This window comes from Franconibacter daqui, assembly GCF_014644275.1.
Lineage (GTDB): Bacteria > Pseudomonadota > Gammaproteobacteria > Enterobacterales > Enterobacteriaceae > Franconibacter > Franconibacter pulveris.
This window is the reverse complement of record NZ_BMKJ01000002.1, coordinates 95,315-109,676: the sequence shown is the minus strand read 5'-3', so window position 1 is coordinate 109,676 and position 14,362 is coordinate 95,315. Positions and strand designations below refer to the sequence as shown.

At 53.2% G+C, this 14,362-nt stretch carries 15 protein-coding genes and 2 tRNA genes; 3 read left to right on the top strand and 14 right to left on the bottom strand.

The window, feature by feature from the left end; translation table 11 throughout:
• Positions 1-21: 21 nt before the first annotated feature.
• The 9 genes from nusA to rlmE form a co-directional block, all read right to left on the bottom strand.
• Positions 22-1,509, bottom strand: coding sequence for a transcription termination factor NusA (gene nusA, locus IEX01_RS09845; protein ID WP_024559292.1), 1,488 nt, complete (start codon positions 1,507-1,509; stop codon positions 22-24).
• Between the two features lie 27 nt (positions 1,510-1,536).
• On the bottom strand, positions 1,537-1,989 hold the full coding sequence (gene rimP, locus IEX01_RS09840; RefSeq protein WP_024559291.1) for a ribosome maturation factor RimP: 453 nt from the start codon (positions 1,987-1,989) through the stop codon (positions 1,537-1,539).
• Between the two features lie 210 nt (positions 1,990-2,199).
• Positions 2,200-2,276: transfer RNA gene (locus tag IEX01_RS09835), tRNA-Met, on the bottom strand.
• Between the two features lie 59 nt (positions 2,277-2,335).
• Positions 2,336-2,422: transfer RNA gene (locus IEX01_RS09830), tRNA-Leu, on the bottom strand.
• A 42-nt stretch (positions 2,423-2,464) separates the two neighbouring features.
• A complete protein-coding gene (gene secG / locus IEX01_RS09825) occupies positions 2,465-2,797 on the bottom strand; it encodes a preprotein translocase subunit SecG (protein ID WP_024559290.1) in 333 nt (110 codons plus the stop codon).
• A gap of 224 nt (positions 2,798-3,021) precedes the next feature.
• Positions 3,022-4,359 carry a phosphoglucosamine mutase gene (gene glmM, locus IEX01_RS09820; protein WP_188723775.1) on the bottom strand — a complete coding sequence of 446 codons (1,338 nt, stop codon included), beginning with the start codon at positions 4,357-4,359 and terminating at the stop codon, positions 3,022-3,024.
• Positions 4,352-5,200 carry a dihydropteroate synthase gene (gene folP / locus IEX01_RS09815; RefSeq protein WP_188723774.1) on the bottom strand — a complete coding sequence of 283 codons (849 nt, stop codon included), beginning with the start codon at positions 5,198-5,200 and terminating at the stop codon, positions 4,352-4,354. The genes glmM and folP overlap by 8 nt, the downstream gene beginning before the upstream one ends.
• Before the next feature lie 90 nt (positions 5,201-5,290).
• The gene (ftsH, locus tag IEX01_RS09810; protein WP_024559287.1) at positions 5,291-7,222 is read right to left on the bottom strand and encodes an ATP-dependent zinc metalloprotease FtsH; all 1,932 of its coding nucleotides are present in this window, start codon (positions 7,220-7,222) and stop codon (positions 5,291-5,293) included.
• A gap of 56 nt (positions 7,223-7,278) precedes the next feature.
• Positions 7,279-7,908 (bottom strand): 23S rRNA (uridine(2552)-2'-O)-methyltransferase RlmE, encoded by a 630-nt coding sequence (gene rlmE, locus IEX01_RS09805; protein ID WP_024554656.1) that lies wholly within the window; start codon positions 7,906-7,908, stop codon positions 7,279-7,281.
• A 122-nt stretch (positions 7,909-8,030) separates the two neighbouring features.
• Here rlmE and yhbY point away from each other — a divergent pair, with 122 nt between their 5' ends.
• Positions 8,031-8,324 (top strand): ribosome assembly RNA-binding protein YhbY, encoded by a 294-nt coding sequence (gene yhbY, locus IEX01_RS09800; RefSeq protein ID WP_024554655.1) that lies wholly within the window; start codon positions 8,031-8,033, stop codon positions 8,322-8,324.
• 148 nt (positions 8,325-8,472) lie between these two features.
• Here yhbY and greA read toward each other — a convergent pair whose 3' ends face one another.
• Positions 8,473-8,949, bottom strand: coding sequence for a transcription elongation factor GreA (greA, locus tag IEX01_RS09795; RefSeq protein ID WP_024559286.1), 477 nt, complete (start codon positions 8,947-8,949; stop codon positions 8,473-8,475).
• Positions 8,950-9,197: 248 nt separating this feature from the next.
• Between greA and dacB the strand changes: the two genes are divergently transcribed.
• Together dacB and IEX01_RS09785 are read left to right on the top strand one after the other, a co-directional pair.
• Positions 9,198-10,631, top strand: a complete 1,434-nt coding sequence (gene dacB / locus IEX01_RS09790; protein WP_028019967.1) for a serine-type D-Ala-D-Ala carboxypeptidase — start codon at positions 9,198-9,200, stop codon at positions 10,629-10,631.
• 3 nt (positions 10,632-10,634) lie between these two features.
• Entirely contained in the window at positions 10,635-11,312 is a 678-nt protein-coding gene (locus IEX01_RS09785; protein ID WP_188723773.1) for a response regulator, read from the top strand.
• Between the two features lie 71 nt (positions 11,313-11,383).
• Here IEX01_RS09785 and cgtA read toward each other — a convergent pair whose 3' ends face one another.
• The 4 genes from cgtA to rplU form a co-directional block, all read right to left on the bottom strand.
• Positions 11,384-12,556: an Obg family GTPase CgtA gene (cgtA, locus tag IEX01_RS09780; protein ID WP_024559283.1), complete on the bottom strand. Its 1,173-nt coding sequence runs from the start codon at positions 12,554-12,556 to the stop codon at positions 11,384-11,386.
• A gap of 16 nt (positions 12,557-12,572) precedes the next feature.
• On the bottom strand, positions 12,573-13,538 hold the full coding sequence (locus tag IEX01_RS09775; protein WP_024559282.1) for a DMT family transporter: 966 nt from the start codon (positions 13,536-13,538) through the stop codon (positions 12,573-12,575).
• A gap of 92 nt (positions 13,539-13,630) precedes the next feature.
• The gene (gene rpmA, locus IEX01_RS09770; RefSeq protein WP_024549632.1) at positions 13,631-13,888 is read right to left on the bottom strand and encodes a 50S ribosomal protein L27; all 258 of its coding nucleotides are present in this window, start codon (positions 13,886-13,888) and stop codon (positions 13,631-13,633) included.
• 18 nt (positions 13,889-13,906) lie between these two features.
• Positions 13,907-14,218, bottom strand: coding sequence for a 50S ribosomal protein L21 (rplU, locus tag IEX01_RS09765; RefSeq protein WP_024554649.1), 312 nt, complete (start codon positions 14,216-14,218; stop codon positions 13,907-13,909).
• Between the last annotated feature and the right edge of the window lie 144 nt (positions 14,219-14,362).

Below are 14,362 nucleotides of genomic sequence, written 5' to 3'. Positions count from 1 at the left end.
GTTCCTTCCTGCTACAGTTTATTACGCTTCGTCGCCAAACCAGCAAATATTACGGGCCGCCATGATAAGCTCACCGGCTTTCTCATCGCTCAGGCCTTCAATATCAGCCAGATCGTCCACGCCCTGGTCGGCGAGGTCTTCCAGCGTACAAACACCGCGTGCGGCCAGTTTATAGGCCAAAGTGCGATCCATACCTTCCAGGTTCAGCAGATCTTCGCTTGGTTTGTTGTCGCCGAGGCTCTCTTCCTGCGCAAGCGCCAGGGTCGTGAGCGCATTTTTGGCGCGTTCGCGTAAAGCTTCCACGGTATCCTCGTCGAGGCCGTCGATTTCCAGCAGCTCTTTCATCGGCACATAGGCCAGTTCTTCGAGCGTGGAGAAACCTTCTTCCACCAAGACGGTCGCGAAATCTTCGTCGATATCGAGGTAACGGGTAAACGTATCAATCGCCGCATGGGCTTCCGCCTGGTGCTTCGCCTGCAGATCTTCAACGGTCATAACGTTGAGTTCCCAGCCGCTCAGCTGAGAAGCCAGACGCACGTTCTGACCGTTACGACCGATAGCCTGCGCCAGGTTGCCCGCTTCTACAGCGATATCCATGGTGTGCTTGTCTTCATCAACCACAATAGAAGCGACATCGGCTGGCGCCATCGCGTTAATTACGAATTGAGCCGGGTTATCGTCCCACAGCACGATATCGATACGTTCGCCGCCAAGCTCCGTGGAAACCGCCTGAACGCGCGCGCCACGCATACCTACGCAAGCGCCAACCGGGTCGATACGCTTGTCGTTGGTTTTTACTGCGATTTTGGCGCGGGAACCCGGATCGCGGGCAGCTGCTTTAATCTCGATAACTTCTTCGCCGATTTCTGGCACTTCGATACGGAAAAGCTCAATCAGCATTTCCGGCTTGGCGCGGGTCACGAAAAGCTGCGCGCCGCGCGCTTCCGGACGAACGGCGTAAAGCACGCCGCGTACACGGTCGCCCGGACGGAAGTTTTCACGCGGCAGCATATCTTCACGCAGGATAACCGCTTCAGCGTTGCTACCCAGATCGAGAGTAATGTTGTCGCGATTTACTTTCTTAACCACGCCGGTGATGATTTCGCCTTCGTGCTCGCGGAACTGATCCACCACCATCGCGCGTTCCGCTTCACGGACTTTCTGAACGATAACTTGCTTGGCGGTCTGAGTAGTAATGCGGTCAAAAGTCACAGATTCAATCTGGTCTTCCACATAATCGCCGACATTCAGGCTCGGATCTTCAAAACGCGCAGCTTCCAGCGTGATTTCGCGGGTCGGCTGGGTCACTTCTTCTACAATTACCCAACGACGAAAAGTGTCGAAATCACCGCTTTTGCGATCGATGCTTACGCGCACATCAATCTCTTGCTCATATTTTTTCTTGGTTGCCGTGGCCAGGGCACTTTCCAGCGCTTCAAAAATTTTTTCGCGCGGAACCGCTTTTTCGTTAGAAACTGCTTCTACAACAGCCAAAATCTCTTTGTTCATCGGGGGCCTTCGCCTCAATCCAGACTATTAAAAGTGGGGAACCAGGTTCGCTTTCTGAATATTGCTCAGCGCGAACACTTCATCTTTGCCTTCGACCGTTACGGTAATCATCTCGCCATCTACGGCTTTGATGATGCCCTGCCATTTACGACGGTTCTGAACCGCCATGCGCAGTACAAGCGTGGCTTCTTCGCCAATATAACGGGTGTAGTGTTCGGCAGTGAACAACGGACGCTCGAGACCCGGCGAGGAGACTTCCAGGTTGTAAGCTACCGTGATGGGGTCTTCCACATCCAGTACGGCGCTTACCTGGTGGCTGACATCAGCACAATCGTCAACAGTGATGCCATCTTCACTATCAATATAGATGCGCAGCGTCGATGTGCGACCGCGAATAAATTCGATGCCGACGAGTTCATAGCCCAGCGCTTCCACTGGTGCCGTAATCATCTCTGTTAATTTTTGCTCTAATGTGGACAAGCCCACCCCCAAGACATAAAAAAAGGGCCTATAGCCCAGTTATTCTTTAGTCAGATAACAAAAAACCCCGATAAATCGGGGCTTTTAATAACTGAACCCTGTAAACCGCAACTGCGGCCCGGACTACCTTCCGGAGAATTTTTTTCAAAAACGGAAGTGAAGAAGTATAGCTTCTCCAGAGGATATTTGAAAAACAACTCTCAGGGAAAGTGGTTGCGGGGGCCGGATTTGAACCGACGACCTTCGGGTTATGAGCCCGACGAGCTACCAGGCTGCTCCACCCCGCGTCCGAAAACGTGGCAAATACTACGCCTATTACGTGAAAAAAGCAAATTTTGCTGGGATTTGGTACCGAGGACGGGACTTGAACCCGTAAGCCCAATCGGGCACTACCACCTCAAGGTAGCGTGTCTACCAATTCCACCACCTCGGCACTATGTGCGCAGCTCTCTGTTTACTGCGCGAAGCTGACAAATTAACGCGGGATATCGCTGCTCGGCTGAGCCGGTGCGGTTTGCTGAGTCTGCTCAGTTTTTGCTGGCTGGCTCAGGTTTTCCCACTCGCTTCCTTTATTGGTTTTGTTGCTGTTAATGTTACCCAGTACCAGGCTGATGATGAAGAACAGCGTCGCCAGAATAGCTGTCATACGGGTCATGAAGTTACCAGAACCACTTGAACCGAACAGCGTGGCGGAAGCGCCTGCACCAAAGGAGGCTCCCATATCAGCGCCTTTACCTTGTTGCAGCATAATCAGACCAACCAGGGCCAGCGCTACAATAAGGAAAACTACCAAAAGAGCTTCGTACATAATCAACCTGTTCCTTGCGGGGTAACCGCAGCCAATTGCTTCAAACCAATAACGCGGAGGCCTTTGTCATTCCCTCCTGAAGCGGGTGTGAATACTAACGAAAGCGAATGACCTGTGCAAGGGCATTTTTTTGTTATTGAATCAACTGCGGAAAAAAACGGCAAAAGCGCTGTAATTGAACAAGAAAAAGACGGCCGAAGCCGTCTTTTTAACCGTTTAGCGCGTTAAGCCGCTTTTACAGCATCGGCGATGCGGTGGGCAAATTCAGTCACTTGTTCTTCGTTTTCGCCTTCTACCATGACGCGGATAAGCGGTTCGGTGCCGGATTTACGAAGCAGCACACGCCCACGATTGCCAAGAGTAGACTCAACATCAGCAGTAATGGCTTTAACGCGTTCATGTTCCAGCGGATCGCCGCTACCTGCCGTAAAGCGTACGTTGACCAACACTTGCGGGAAGAGCTTCATGCCGCTGCAAAGATCCTGCAGGCTCATGTGATTACGCGCCATTGCCGTCAATACCTGCAGCGCCGCCACAATGCCGTCGCCGGTAGTGGTTTTATCCAGCAGAATAACGTGGCCGGAGTTTTCCGCACCGATGCGCCAGCCTTTTTCCTGCATTTTTTCGAGCACGTAGCGGTCGCCTACTTTGGCACGCGCAAACGGGATGCCAAGCTGCTTCAGCGCAACCTCAAGCCCCATATTGCTCATCAGCGTGCCTACCACGCCGCCGCGAAGCTGCCCCTGACGCAGTCCTTCGCGGGCAATGATATAAAGGATTTGGTCGCCATCAACCTTATTACCAGCATGGTCAACCATAATGACACGGTCGCCATCGCCGTCAAAGGCGATGCCAAGATGCGCTTTTTCTGCAATCACCTTTTCCTGCAGCAAGCGCACGTCTGTTGCGCCGCATTTTTCGTTGATATTCACGCCATCAGGCTCGCAGCCAATAGTAATGACCTGAGCACCCAGCTCGCGAAAGACATTCGGCGCAATGTGATAAGTCGCGCCGTTCGCACAGTCCACCACAATTTTCAGATCGTTCAGGTTCAGTTCGTTCGGGAACGTCGCCTTGCAAAATTCAATATAGCGCCCCGCCGCATCCACGATACGGCTGGCTTTACCCAACTCCGCGGAATCGACGCAGCTGATCTCTTTTTCCATCTCCGCTTCGATAGCTTCTTCTACTTCATCCGGCAGCTTAGTGCCGTCGATAGAGAAGAATTTAATGCCGTTATCATAGAAAGGGTTATGCGAGGCAGAAATAACGATACCCGCCTCTGCACGAAAAGTGCGGGTCAGATAGGCCACTGCAGGCGTTGGCATTGGGCCGGTAAAAGAGGCGGATAAGCCCGCCGCGGCAAGCCCGGCTTCCAGTGCGGACTCCAGCATATAGCCAGAGATGCGTGTATCTTTACCAATAATGACTTTCTTCGAGCCGTGACGCGCCAGCACTTTTCCGGCAGCCCAACCCAGTTTCAGAACAAAATCCGGCGTAATTGGCGCGTCGCCCACGCGGCCACGGATACCATCAGTTCCAAAATATTTACGGTTACTCATAGCGTTTCTTATCCTTCGCTGAAAGTGTAGCTTCTACCACGCGCATCGCTTCCACGGTTTCTTTCACATCGTGAACTCTCACGATTTGTGCGCCCTGCATCGCCGCGATGACTGCACACGCAAGGCTGCCGGAAAGCCGCTGATCGGGTCCGACATTAAGCAATTGACCCACCATACTTTTACGCGACATTCCCACCAACAGCGGTAACCCAAAGTGATGAAATTCACCGAGTCGGGCAAGAAGCTCGTAGTTATGGGTGAGATTTTTACCGAAACCGAACCCCGGGTCGAGCAGGATTTTATCGCGTGTGATCCCAGCCGCCTCGCAGCGAGCAATATGTTGTTGGAAAAACTGTTCTACATCCGCAAACACATCTTCGTAATGCGGTGCCTGCTGCATAGTTTTTGGCTGCCCCTGCATATGCATCAGGCAAACCGGCAAACCTGTCTTTGCGGCGGCTTCGAGCGCGCCGGGCTCCTGAAGTGAGCGGATATCATTAATAATGTGAGCGCCTACTCTCGCAGCTTCCCTGATCACTTCAGGTTTAGAGGTATCGACAGATATCCAGATTTCAAACCGCTGCGCCAGCGCTTCAACCACCGGAATCACGCGAGCAAGCTCTTCTTCCACACTCACTTCCGCCGCCCCAGGCCGCGTTGACTCGCCCCCCACGTCAATAATAGTCGCGCCGGCGTTAATCATAGCGTTGGCATGCTTTACCGCTTCCACCAGCGTATTGTGCTGTCCGCCGTCAGAAAAGGAGTCTGGCGTAACGTTAAGGATGCCCATGACATGAGGATGTGAGAGATCGAGGGTTGAACCCTGAGCGAAGAGTTTCATTGCTGGTCCCTTGAGACTAGAGGTTTACAAAAACGAAAACCCCGGACAAGCCGGGGTTTTAATTTACTGCGACAGCGCGTGTCTAACCACTTACTTATCGCCGAATTGTTCAGACATCGTGTTGCCTGGGTTCGGGGTACGAGGCTCATCAACTGGACGCGGCGCGCGAGGCGTACCGCTGCTGTCGTTATTATTAGCGCCTGGATCTTCCCAGCCCGCTGGCGGACGCACGTCACGGCGCGCCATCAGGTCGTCAATCTGCGGTGCGTCGATGGTTTCATACTTCATCAGCGCATCTTTCATGGCGTGCAGGATATCCATGTTATCGTTCAGGATCTGACGCGCGCGATTGTAGTTACGTTCAATCAGCGCTTTCACTTCCTGGTCGATGATCCGCGCCGTTTCATCGGACATATGTTTGGCTTTCGCCACGCTGCGGCCGAGGAACACCTCACCTTCTTCTTCCGCATAAAGCAGCGGACCGAGTTTGTCCGAGAAGCCCCATTGCGTAACCATGTTACGCGCCAGGTTGGTCGCAACCTTAATGTCGTTAGAGGCACCCGTAGAGACATGCTCAGCGCCGTAAATAATCTCTTCTGCAAGACGGCCGCCGTACAGGGTAGAGATCTGGCTTTCCAGTTTCTGCCGGCTGGCGCTGATAGCGTCGCCTTCAGGCAGGAAGAAAGTCACGCCCAGCGCGCGGCCACGAGGGATAATCGTGACTTTATGCACCGGATCATGTTCTGGCACCAGGCGGCCAATAATGGCATGACCGGCTTCGTGATACGCAGTTGACTCTTTCTGCGCTTCCGTCATCACCATGGAGCGACGTTCGGCGCCCATCATGATTTTGTCTTTCGCTTTCTCGAACTCAACCATCGAAACAACACGCTTATTGCCGCGTGCGGCAAACAGTGCAGCTTCGTTCACGAGGTTCGCCAGATCCGCACCGGAGAAACCAGGCGTACCACGCGCGATGATCGCGGCATCGATATCCGGCGCCAGCGGCACGCGACGCATATGCACTTTCAGGATCTGTTCGCGACCACGTACGTCCGGCAAACCAACCACAACCTGACGGTCGAAACGGCCGGGGCGCAGCAGCGCCGGGTCCAGCACGTCCGGACGGTTAGTCGCGGCGATAACGATAATGCCCTCGTTGCCTTCAAAGCCGTCCATTTCTACCAGCATCTGGTTCAGCGTCTGTTCACGTTCGTCGTGACCACCGCCAAGACCTGCGCCACGCTGGCGGCCTACGGCGTCGATTTCATCGATAAAGATGATGCACGGCGCGGCTTTTTTAGCCTGCTCGAACATATCGCGGACGCGGGAAGCACCCACACCCACAAACATTTCAACGAAGTCAGAGCCGGAAATCGTGAAGAAAGGCACTTTGGCTTCACCAGCGATAGCTTTCGCCAGCAAGGTTTTACCGGTACCCGGCGGGCCCACCATCAGCACGCCTTTTGGAATTTTACCGCCCAGCTTCTGGAAACGACTCGGCTCGCGCAGGTATTCCACCAGTTCGCCCACTTCCTCTTTCGCTTCATCGCAACCTGCAACGTCTGCGAAAGTGGTTTTAATCTGATCTTCCGTCAGCATGCGCGCCTTGCTCTTACCGAACGACATGGCGCCCTTGCCACCGCCGCCCTGCATCTGACGCATGAAGAATATCCAGACCCCAATCAGCAGAAGCATCGGGAACCAGGAGATGAAGATAGAAGCCAGCAGGCTCGGCTCTTCAGGCGGTTCGCCAACCACTTTAACGTTTTTAGTCAGGAGGTTATCAAGCAGCTTGGGATCGTTTACAGGAATGTAAGTCGTGTATCGGTTACTATCTTTCTTGGTAACGTTGATTTCACGTCCGTTGATACGCGCTTCGCGAACCTGGTCCTGATTCACTTCTTGCAGGAAGGTAGAGTAATCCACCCTACGGCCATTCGACTCGCTGGGCCCAAAGCTCTGGAATACTGACATCAGCACAACTGCGATGACCAGCCAGAGTATTAGGTTTTTCGCCATGTCACTCAAGGGATTAACCTCATATTACAACTGTGTTAACAAACAGCGTCAGGGTACTATAGTTTACGCCCGGTCGCTACAATGTACACTTCACGTGAACGGGCACGAGAAGAGTCCGGTTTACGAACTTTAACCTTCGTAAACAGGGAGCGAATTTCCCGCAGGTACTCATCGAAACCTTCGCCCTGAAACACCTTCACAACAAAACTTCCGCCCGGTGCCAATACATCCCGACACATTTCGAGCGCCAACTCCACCAGATACATAGCGCGGGGAATATCGACAGCCGGCGTTCCGCTCATGTTCGGTGCCATATCTGACATGACAACCTGTACTTTATTGTCACCTACACGCTCCAGCAGCGCTTTCATGACTAATTCATCACGAAAATCGCCCTGAAGGAAGTCCACACCAACAATAGGATCCATAGGTAAAAGATCGCAGGCGATGATGCGGCCCGTGCCACCGATTTGCGTCACCACATACTGTGACCAGCCACCGGGAGCTGCGCCAAGATCGACGACTGTCATTCCTGGCTTAAAAATCTTGTCACTCTGCTGTATTTCATCAAGTTTAAACCAGGCTCGGGAACGCAACCCTTTTTTCTGAGCCTGTTGAACATATTTATCGCTAAAGTGTTCCTGAAGCCAGCGACTGGAGCTGGCAGAACGCTTTTTACCTGTCATTTCACATTCCATCCGGGTTCATCGTGAGCCGCAGGCTCAAAAACCCACGTTGCCATTTGGCGATATTTGGGAGATGGCGGTAGAATGAACCGTTTTCAATCCCAACGTAAGCAAAAAATACGATGAATCTGAGTACTAAACAAAAACAGCACCTGAAAGGGTTAGCCCATCCGCTCAAGCCAGTAGTCATGCTTGGCAACAATGGTTTAACCGAGGGGGTGCTGGCCGAGATTGAACAAGCGCTTGAGCACCATGAGTTAATCAAGGTGAAAATCGCCACTGAAGATCGCGAAACCAAAACCTTGATCGTGGAAGCCATCGTGCGTGAAACCGGCGCCTGTAATGTACAGGTCATCGGTAAAACGCTGGTGCTTTATCGCCCGACTGCGGAACGTAAAATTTCACTGCCGCGCTAAAAAGTTATTTTTGCTGAAAAAGTAAGCGAAAATAGTTTTTTTTGAAGGCGAACGAGCAAAATGCCATGCTCCGTTTGTTGATAAAAGGCCGCTTTGCGGCCTTTTTCCTTTCTTTACAATGCTTCGCTTTTTCTGAGCGTAGCAGAAATCAAAGGTACTCTACCTTCACGATTTCAAATTCAACCTGGCCGCCAGGGGTGTTGATCACCACCACATCGTCCAGCTCTTTGCCTACCAGACCGCGTGCGATTGGCGAGTTCACAGAAATCAGGTTCTGTTTGAAATCCGCCTCATCATCGCCAACGATGCGATAGGTTTGTTCTTCATCGTTATCAAGGTTAAGCACGGTTACCGTCGAGCCAAAAATTACGCGCCCATTGTTTGGCATTTTCGTGATATCGATTACCTGTGCATTCGAGAGCTTGGCTTCAATATCCTTGATGCGCCCTTCGCAGAACCCCTGCTGTTCACGCGCGGCGTGATATTCAGCGTTCTCTTTCAAATCGCCATGTTCACGCGCTTCGGCGATAGCAGCGATGATTTCAGGGCGGCGAACCGATTTCAGAAAATCCAGCTCTTCGCGCAATTTTTCAGCGCCACGTAAGGTCATCGGAATAGGTTGCATTTGTTATACCTCTCACTGTCCTGTTCGAAACGGTCACAGCCCGCTCCGGCTGCACGTCAGCCCGGCAGATCCTGCTTTTCCCGGGCGAGAAACAAAAGAAAACTGACCCGGAGACAAAGCTCCAGGTCAGCATCAGTTTTGCAATTTGATACGTATTTTAACCTGAAGTTCCCTGGGGGTCATCGTTTACTTTCCAGGGCGAAGCGCCTTAGTATGGCGGCACGTTTTCAGGTTGTAACCGCGAGATTATGCGATTTTCCAGATTTGTTATCGGATTAACCACAAGTGTAGCGTTGAATGCCAGTGCCGCCAATGTAGAAGAATATATCAATCAGTTACCCGCTGGCGCGAATCTCGCCCTGATGGTGCAGAAAATCGGCGCATCCGCCCCGCAGATTGATTATCACAGCCAACAGATGGCATTGCCGGCCAGTACGCAAAAGGTGATCACTGCGCTGGCGGCCTTGCTACAGCTGGGCCCGGACTATCGTTTTACCACGACGCTTGAAAGCCGCGGCGAGGTAGATAGTGGCGTGCTGAAAGGCGATCTTATCGCGCGGTTTGATGGCGATCCGACATTCAAACGTCAGGATCTTCGTAATATGGTGGCGGCGCTGAAGCGCGCTGGCATACAAAAAATCGAAGGCAATGTCCTGATCGATACCTCGGTTTTTGCGAGTCATGACAAGGCGCCTGGTTGGCCGTGGAATGACATGACGCAGTGCTTCAGCGCGCCGCCCGCCGCCGCGATTGTCGATCGCAACTGCTTTTCGGTTTCGCTCTACAGCGCCCCGAAAGCTAACGATCTTGCTTTCATCCGTATCGCCTCTTATTACCCCGTGACGATGTTCAGCCAGGTGCGCACTCTGCCCCGCGGCTCATCTGACGCGCAATACTGCGAACTGGATGTCGTGCCGGGCGATCTTAACCGTTACACGCTGACAGGTTGTATGGTGCAGCGCGCAGACCCGCTGCCGCTTGCGTTCGCTATTCAGGATGGCGCCAGTTATGCCGGCGCTATTTTAAAGGCGGAACTGAAGGAAGCGGGCATCAGCTATAGCGGCACGCTGCTCAGACAAACGCTGGCAAATCAGCCAGGAACGGTGCTCGCCAGCAAACAATCCGCGCCGCTGCATGACTTGCTCAGGATCATGCTCAAAAAGTCAGACAACATGATTGCCGACACGGTGTTTCGCACCATTGGCCGTAACTTTTACGGGGTACAAGGCACCTGGCGCGCAGGAGCGGATGCCGTGCGCCAGATCCTGCGTCAGAAAGCCGGCGTCGATTTAGGCAACAGTATCGTAGTGGATGGCTCTGGTTTGTCTCGCCATAATCTTATTTCGCCAGCCACCATGATGCAGGCGCTACAATATATTGCTCAGAACGACAGCCAGCTTAACTTTATCTCCATGCTGCCACTGGCGGGCCATGATGGCTCGCTGCAATACCGGGCTGGCCTGCACGAAGCTGGCGTTGACGGTAAAGTTTCAGCCAAGACGGGGTCGCTGCAAGGGGTTTACAACCTGGCAGGTTTCATTACCACCGCCAGCGGTCAGCGTATGGCTTTCATCCAGTACCTTTCCGGGTACGCTGTGGAGCCAGCCGACCAGCGTACGCGTCGCGTGCCTCTGGCGCGCTTCGAGAGTCGTCTCTACAGGGATATTTATCAGAACAATTAATTTATGAATCTGCTGATAGTTGAAGATGATTTGCCGTTGCAGGAAAGCATGGAACAGGCGTTTGTGGCCGAGGGTGACCAACCTGTCTGCACGGCGTCCGCCGCTGAAGCGGATATGCTGGTGCAGCAGCACGTTTACGGGCTGATTATCCTCGACCTGAGTTTGCCGGACAGGGATGGGATTGCCCTGCTTGCTCAGTGGCGGCGTAGCGGAGTTCGCTCCCCTGTGTTGATCCTCACGGAACAAGGCGCGCTGGCGGAACGTGTCTATGGCCTGGATGCGGGCGCAGACGACTATCTGACGAAACCTTTTGAACATGATGAGTTGTGGGGCCGGGTACAGTCAATTTTACGGCGCTATCCGGCGCAAACCGAAACCGTTACGCAACCAGCCCTATCTTCACGCAGCGAAGGATTAACGCTGAACCCGCAAACGCAGGAGGTTCTCTTAAAAACGCAGCCTGTCGACGTTACGCCGCTTGAATATGCGTTGCTGGCGCGACTGACAGCTCTGCCGGGCGAAACCGTCAGCCGCGAAAACCTGCTGGAAGAGATGTACTGTCAGGATGAGGCGGGCTCTAATGCACTGGAAGTGCATATTCATAATTTGCGTCGCAAGCTTGGCAAAACGGCCATTAAAACCGTGCGTGGCGTGGGTTACAGGCTGGATATAGAAAACTAGCGCAGGGCTTGCTTGCGCCGGACGAGTTCAGCCACACCTCATAAAAAAAGCCGGGATATCCCGGCTTTTCTTTAACGCTTGTAGATAAACTCAACGCCTTCGTCGTCGTCTTCATCCCAGTCGTCATCCCACTCTTCTTCAGCTTCTTCTTCTATCTCTTCAAGCTGCTGACGGTGGTAATCGTCCCACATGAATTCGACTTTCTCTGGCTGCTTCGCCTCTTCTTCCTGCTTGATCGGGTTCTCAATGATGAAATGCATCACATCCCAGCAGAGATCTTTCACGCCAAGCTGGCTTGCAGCCGAGATAAGGTAGTATTTCCCTTCCCAACCCAGCGCTTGTGCGATAGCTTTCGCACGCGCTTCCGCTTCTTCGCGATCCAGCAGGTCAATCTTGTTGAATACCAGCCAACGCGGCTTTTTCGCCAGGCTTTCGCTGTACTTTTCCAGCTCGCCAATAATAATGCGGGCGTTTTCGATCGGGTCTGATTCATCAACAGGCGCCAGATCGATAAGGTGCAGCAACACGCGGCAGCGCTCAAGATGCTTGAGGAAGCGGATACCCAGGCCAGCGCCTTCCGCGGCGCCTTCAATGAGGCCCGGGATATCAGCAACAACAAAGCTTTTCTCGTTATCCATGCGCACCACGCCAAGGCTCGGCACCAGGGTGGTAAACGGATAGTCTGCGACTTTCGGTTTGGCTGCGGAAACCGCGCGGATGAAGGTTGATTTGCCTGCGTTAGGCAGACCCAACATGCCGACATCCGCCAGCAGCATCAGCTCAAGCTGCAAGTCACGCTTTTCACCCGGCGTACCCATCGTTTTTTGACGCGGCGTACGGTTAACCGATGATTTAAATCGCGTGTTGCCAAGGCCATGCCAGCCGCCTTTGGCCACCATCAGGCGCTGACCGTGCTTAGTCATATCGCCCATGGTTTCGCCAGTGCCCTGATCGATAACGCGCGTGCCGACCGGGACTTTGATGGTGACATCTTTCCCACGCTTGCCGGTACAGTCACGGCTCTGGCCGTTTTGCCCGCGTTCGGCGCGGAATGATTTCTCAAAACGGTAGTCGATAAGCGTGTTGAGGTTTTCGTCCGCTTCCAGCCATACGTCGCCGCCATCGCCGCCATCGCCGCCGTCCGGCCCGCCTTTAGGTATATATTTTTCGCGACGGAAGCTCACACAGCCGTTGCCGCCATCGCCTGCTACGACCAGAATCGTTGCTTCATCAACAAACTTCATTTTACTTCTCCGTAAATCATTCGCCCGAACGGGGTAGCGTCGCTACCGCTTCGTTTTTGCGCCACCGTCCCCAGAGACGGTGACCGATGGCGGAATACATCGCGCCCGCAACCACGACAAACGCGCCGAGATAACCCAGCGGGTTAAGCATCGGTCTGGCGAAGAAGTCGGGCCAGGCAACAGATAACAAATCTGAGAACAACAGGGTGAACAACGGCGTCAGCGTAATCAACGCGCTAACCTGCGCCGCCTGCCAGCGCGCCATCGCTTCCGCCAGCGCGCCGTACCCTACCAGCGTATTTACCCCGCAAAAAATCAGGCAGGCCAGTTGCCACGGGCTTAAAGCAAAAATGACCGAAGGTTCAGCCAGCGGCAATAACGCGATAGTACATAAAGTGTACAGCAAAAGCAGGATCTGTTGCGAAGCCAGACGACGCAATAAAACTTTTTGCGCGACCCCATAACTGACCCACACTGTCGCCGCGCCGACGCCAAAGATAACACCCCAGGTGTAGTCGGTCAGACGCGTAAAGATCTCAATCAGGCTGGTATTAAAAAACATGACCAACCCGCAAAGCAGCATAATGGCGCCGATGACCTGCGTGCCGCGCATCTTCTCTTTCAGAATGATGACGCTCGCCACCATCATCCCAACCGGCGAAAGCTGACCTATAACCTGAGACGCCGTAGGGCTCAGGTACTGCAGGGAAGAGCTGAACAGAATAAAGTTACCGAACAGCCCTCCTGTCGCGATAGCCAGCAATACCAGCCAACGCGGCTTGCGAAACATCCGCAGCGGCGGCAGCTTGCCTCGCAGCGCAAGAATGATCCCAAGACCAATGGAGGCCATCAGGAATCGGTAAAACACCACCGTCGGCGGCGCCATTACCGTGAGTACCTGTTTCATCGCGATAGGCAGCGCTCCCCAGCACATCGCTGTAGTGAGCGCCAGAAGAATGCCTATTCCCGCCTGCTGTTTCATGCCTGGCTCCCTGCGCAAATTTGCCGGATGCGGAATGTAAAAAGCCCCGCAACACGTTGCGGGGCTTTATCCGTTACCGGGACACGAAAAACTTATTCAGCAACGATGCTGATGAATTTACGGTTTTTCGGGCCTTTAACTTCGAACTTAACTTTACCGTCAGTCAAAGCGAACAGAGTGTGGTCTTTGCCGCAACCAACGTTGGTGCCTGCGTGGAACTTGGTGCCACGCTGACGAACGATGATGCTGCCAGCCAGTACTGCTTCACCGCCGAAACGTTTTACGCCCAGGCGTTTAGCTTCTGAATCGCGACCGTTACGAGTTGAGCCGCCAGCCTTTTTGTGTGCCATTTAATCTGCTCCCCTGTATTAAGCGCTGATGCCAGTGATTTTCACATCAGTGAACCACTGACGATGGCCCTGCTGCTTACGGTAGTGTTTACGACGACGAAACTTAACGATTTTAACTTTCTCGCCACGACCGTGAGCAACAACTTCAGCTTTGATTACGCCGCCATCAACGAAAGGAACGCCGATTTTGACATCTTCACCGTTTGCGATCATCAGAACTTCAGCGAACTCAATAGTTTCGCCAGTTGCGATGTCCAGCTTTTCCAGGCGAACGGTTTGACCTTCGCTTACTCGGTGTTGTTTACCACCACTTTGGAAAACCGCGTACATATAAAACTCCGCTTTCCGCGCACGCCTTCTGTATGTTCAGAGTGCGCTATAAATATTCACATAGGGCGCGAATATTACGCAAATCGTGAGGCTTTGACAAGCCTGATCGTTAATCAACGCGGAAAAAAAACGCAACTCCTACGG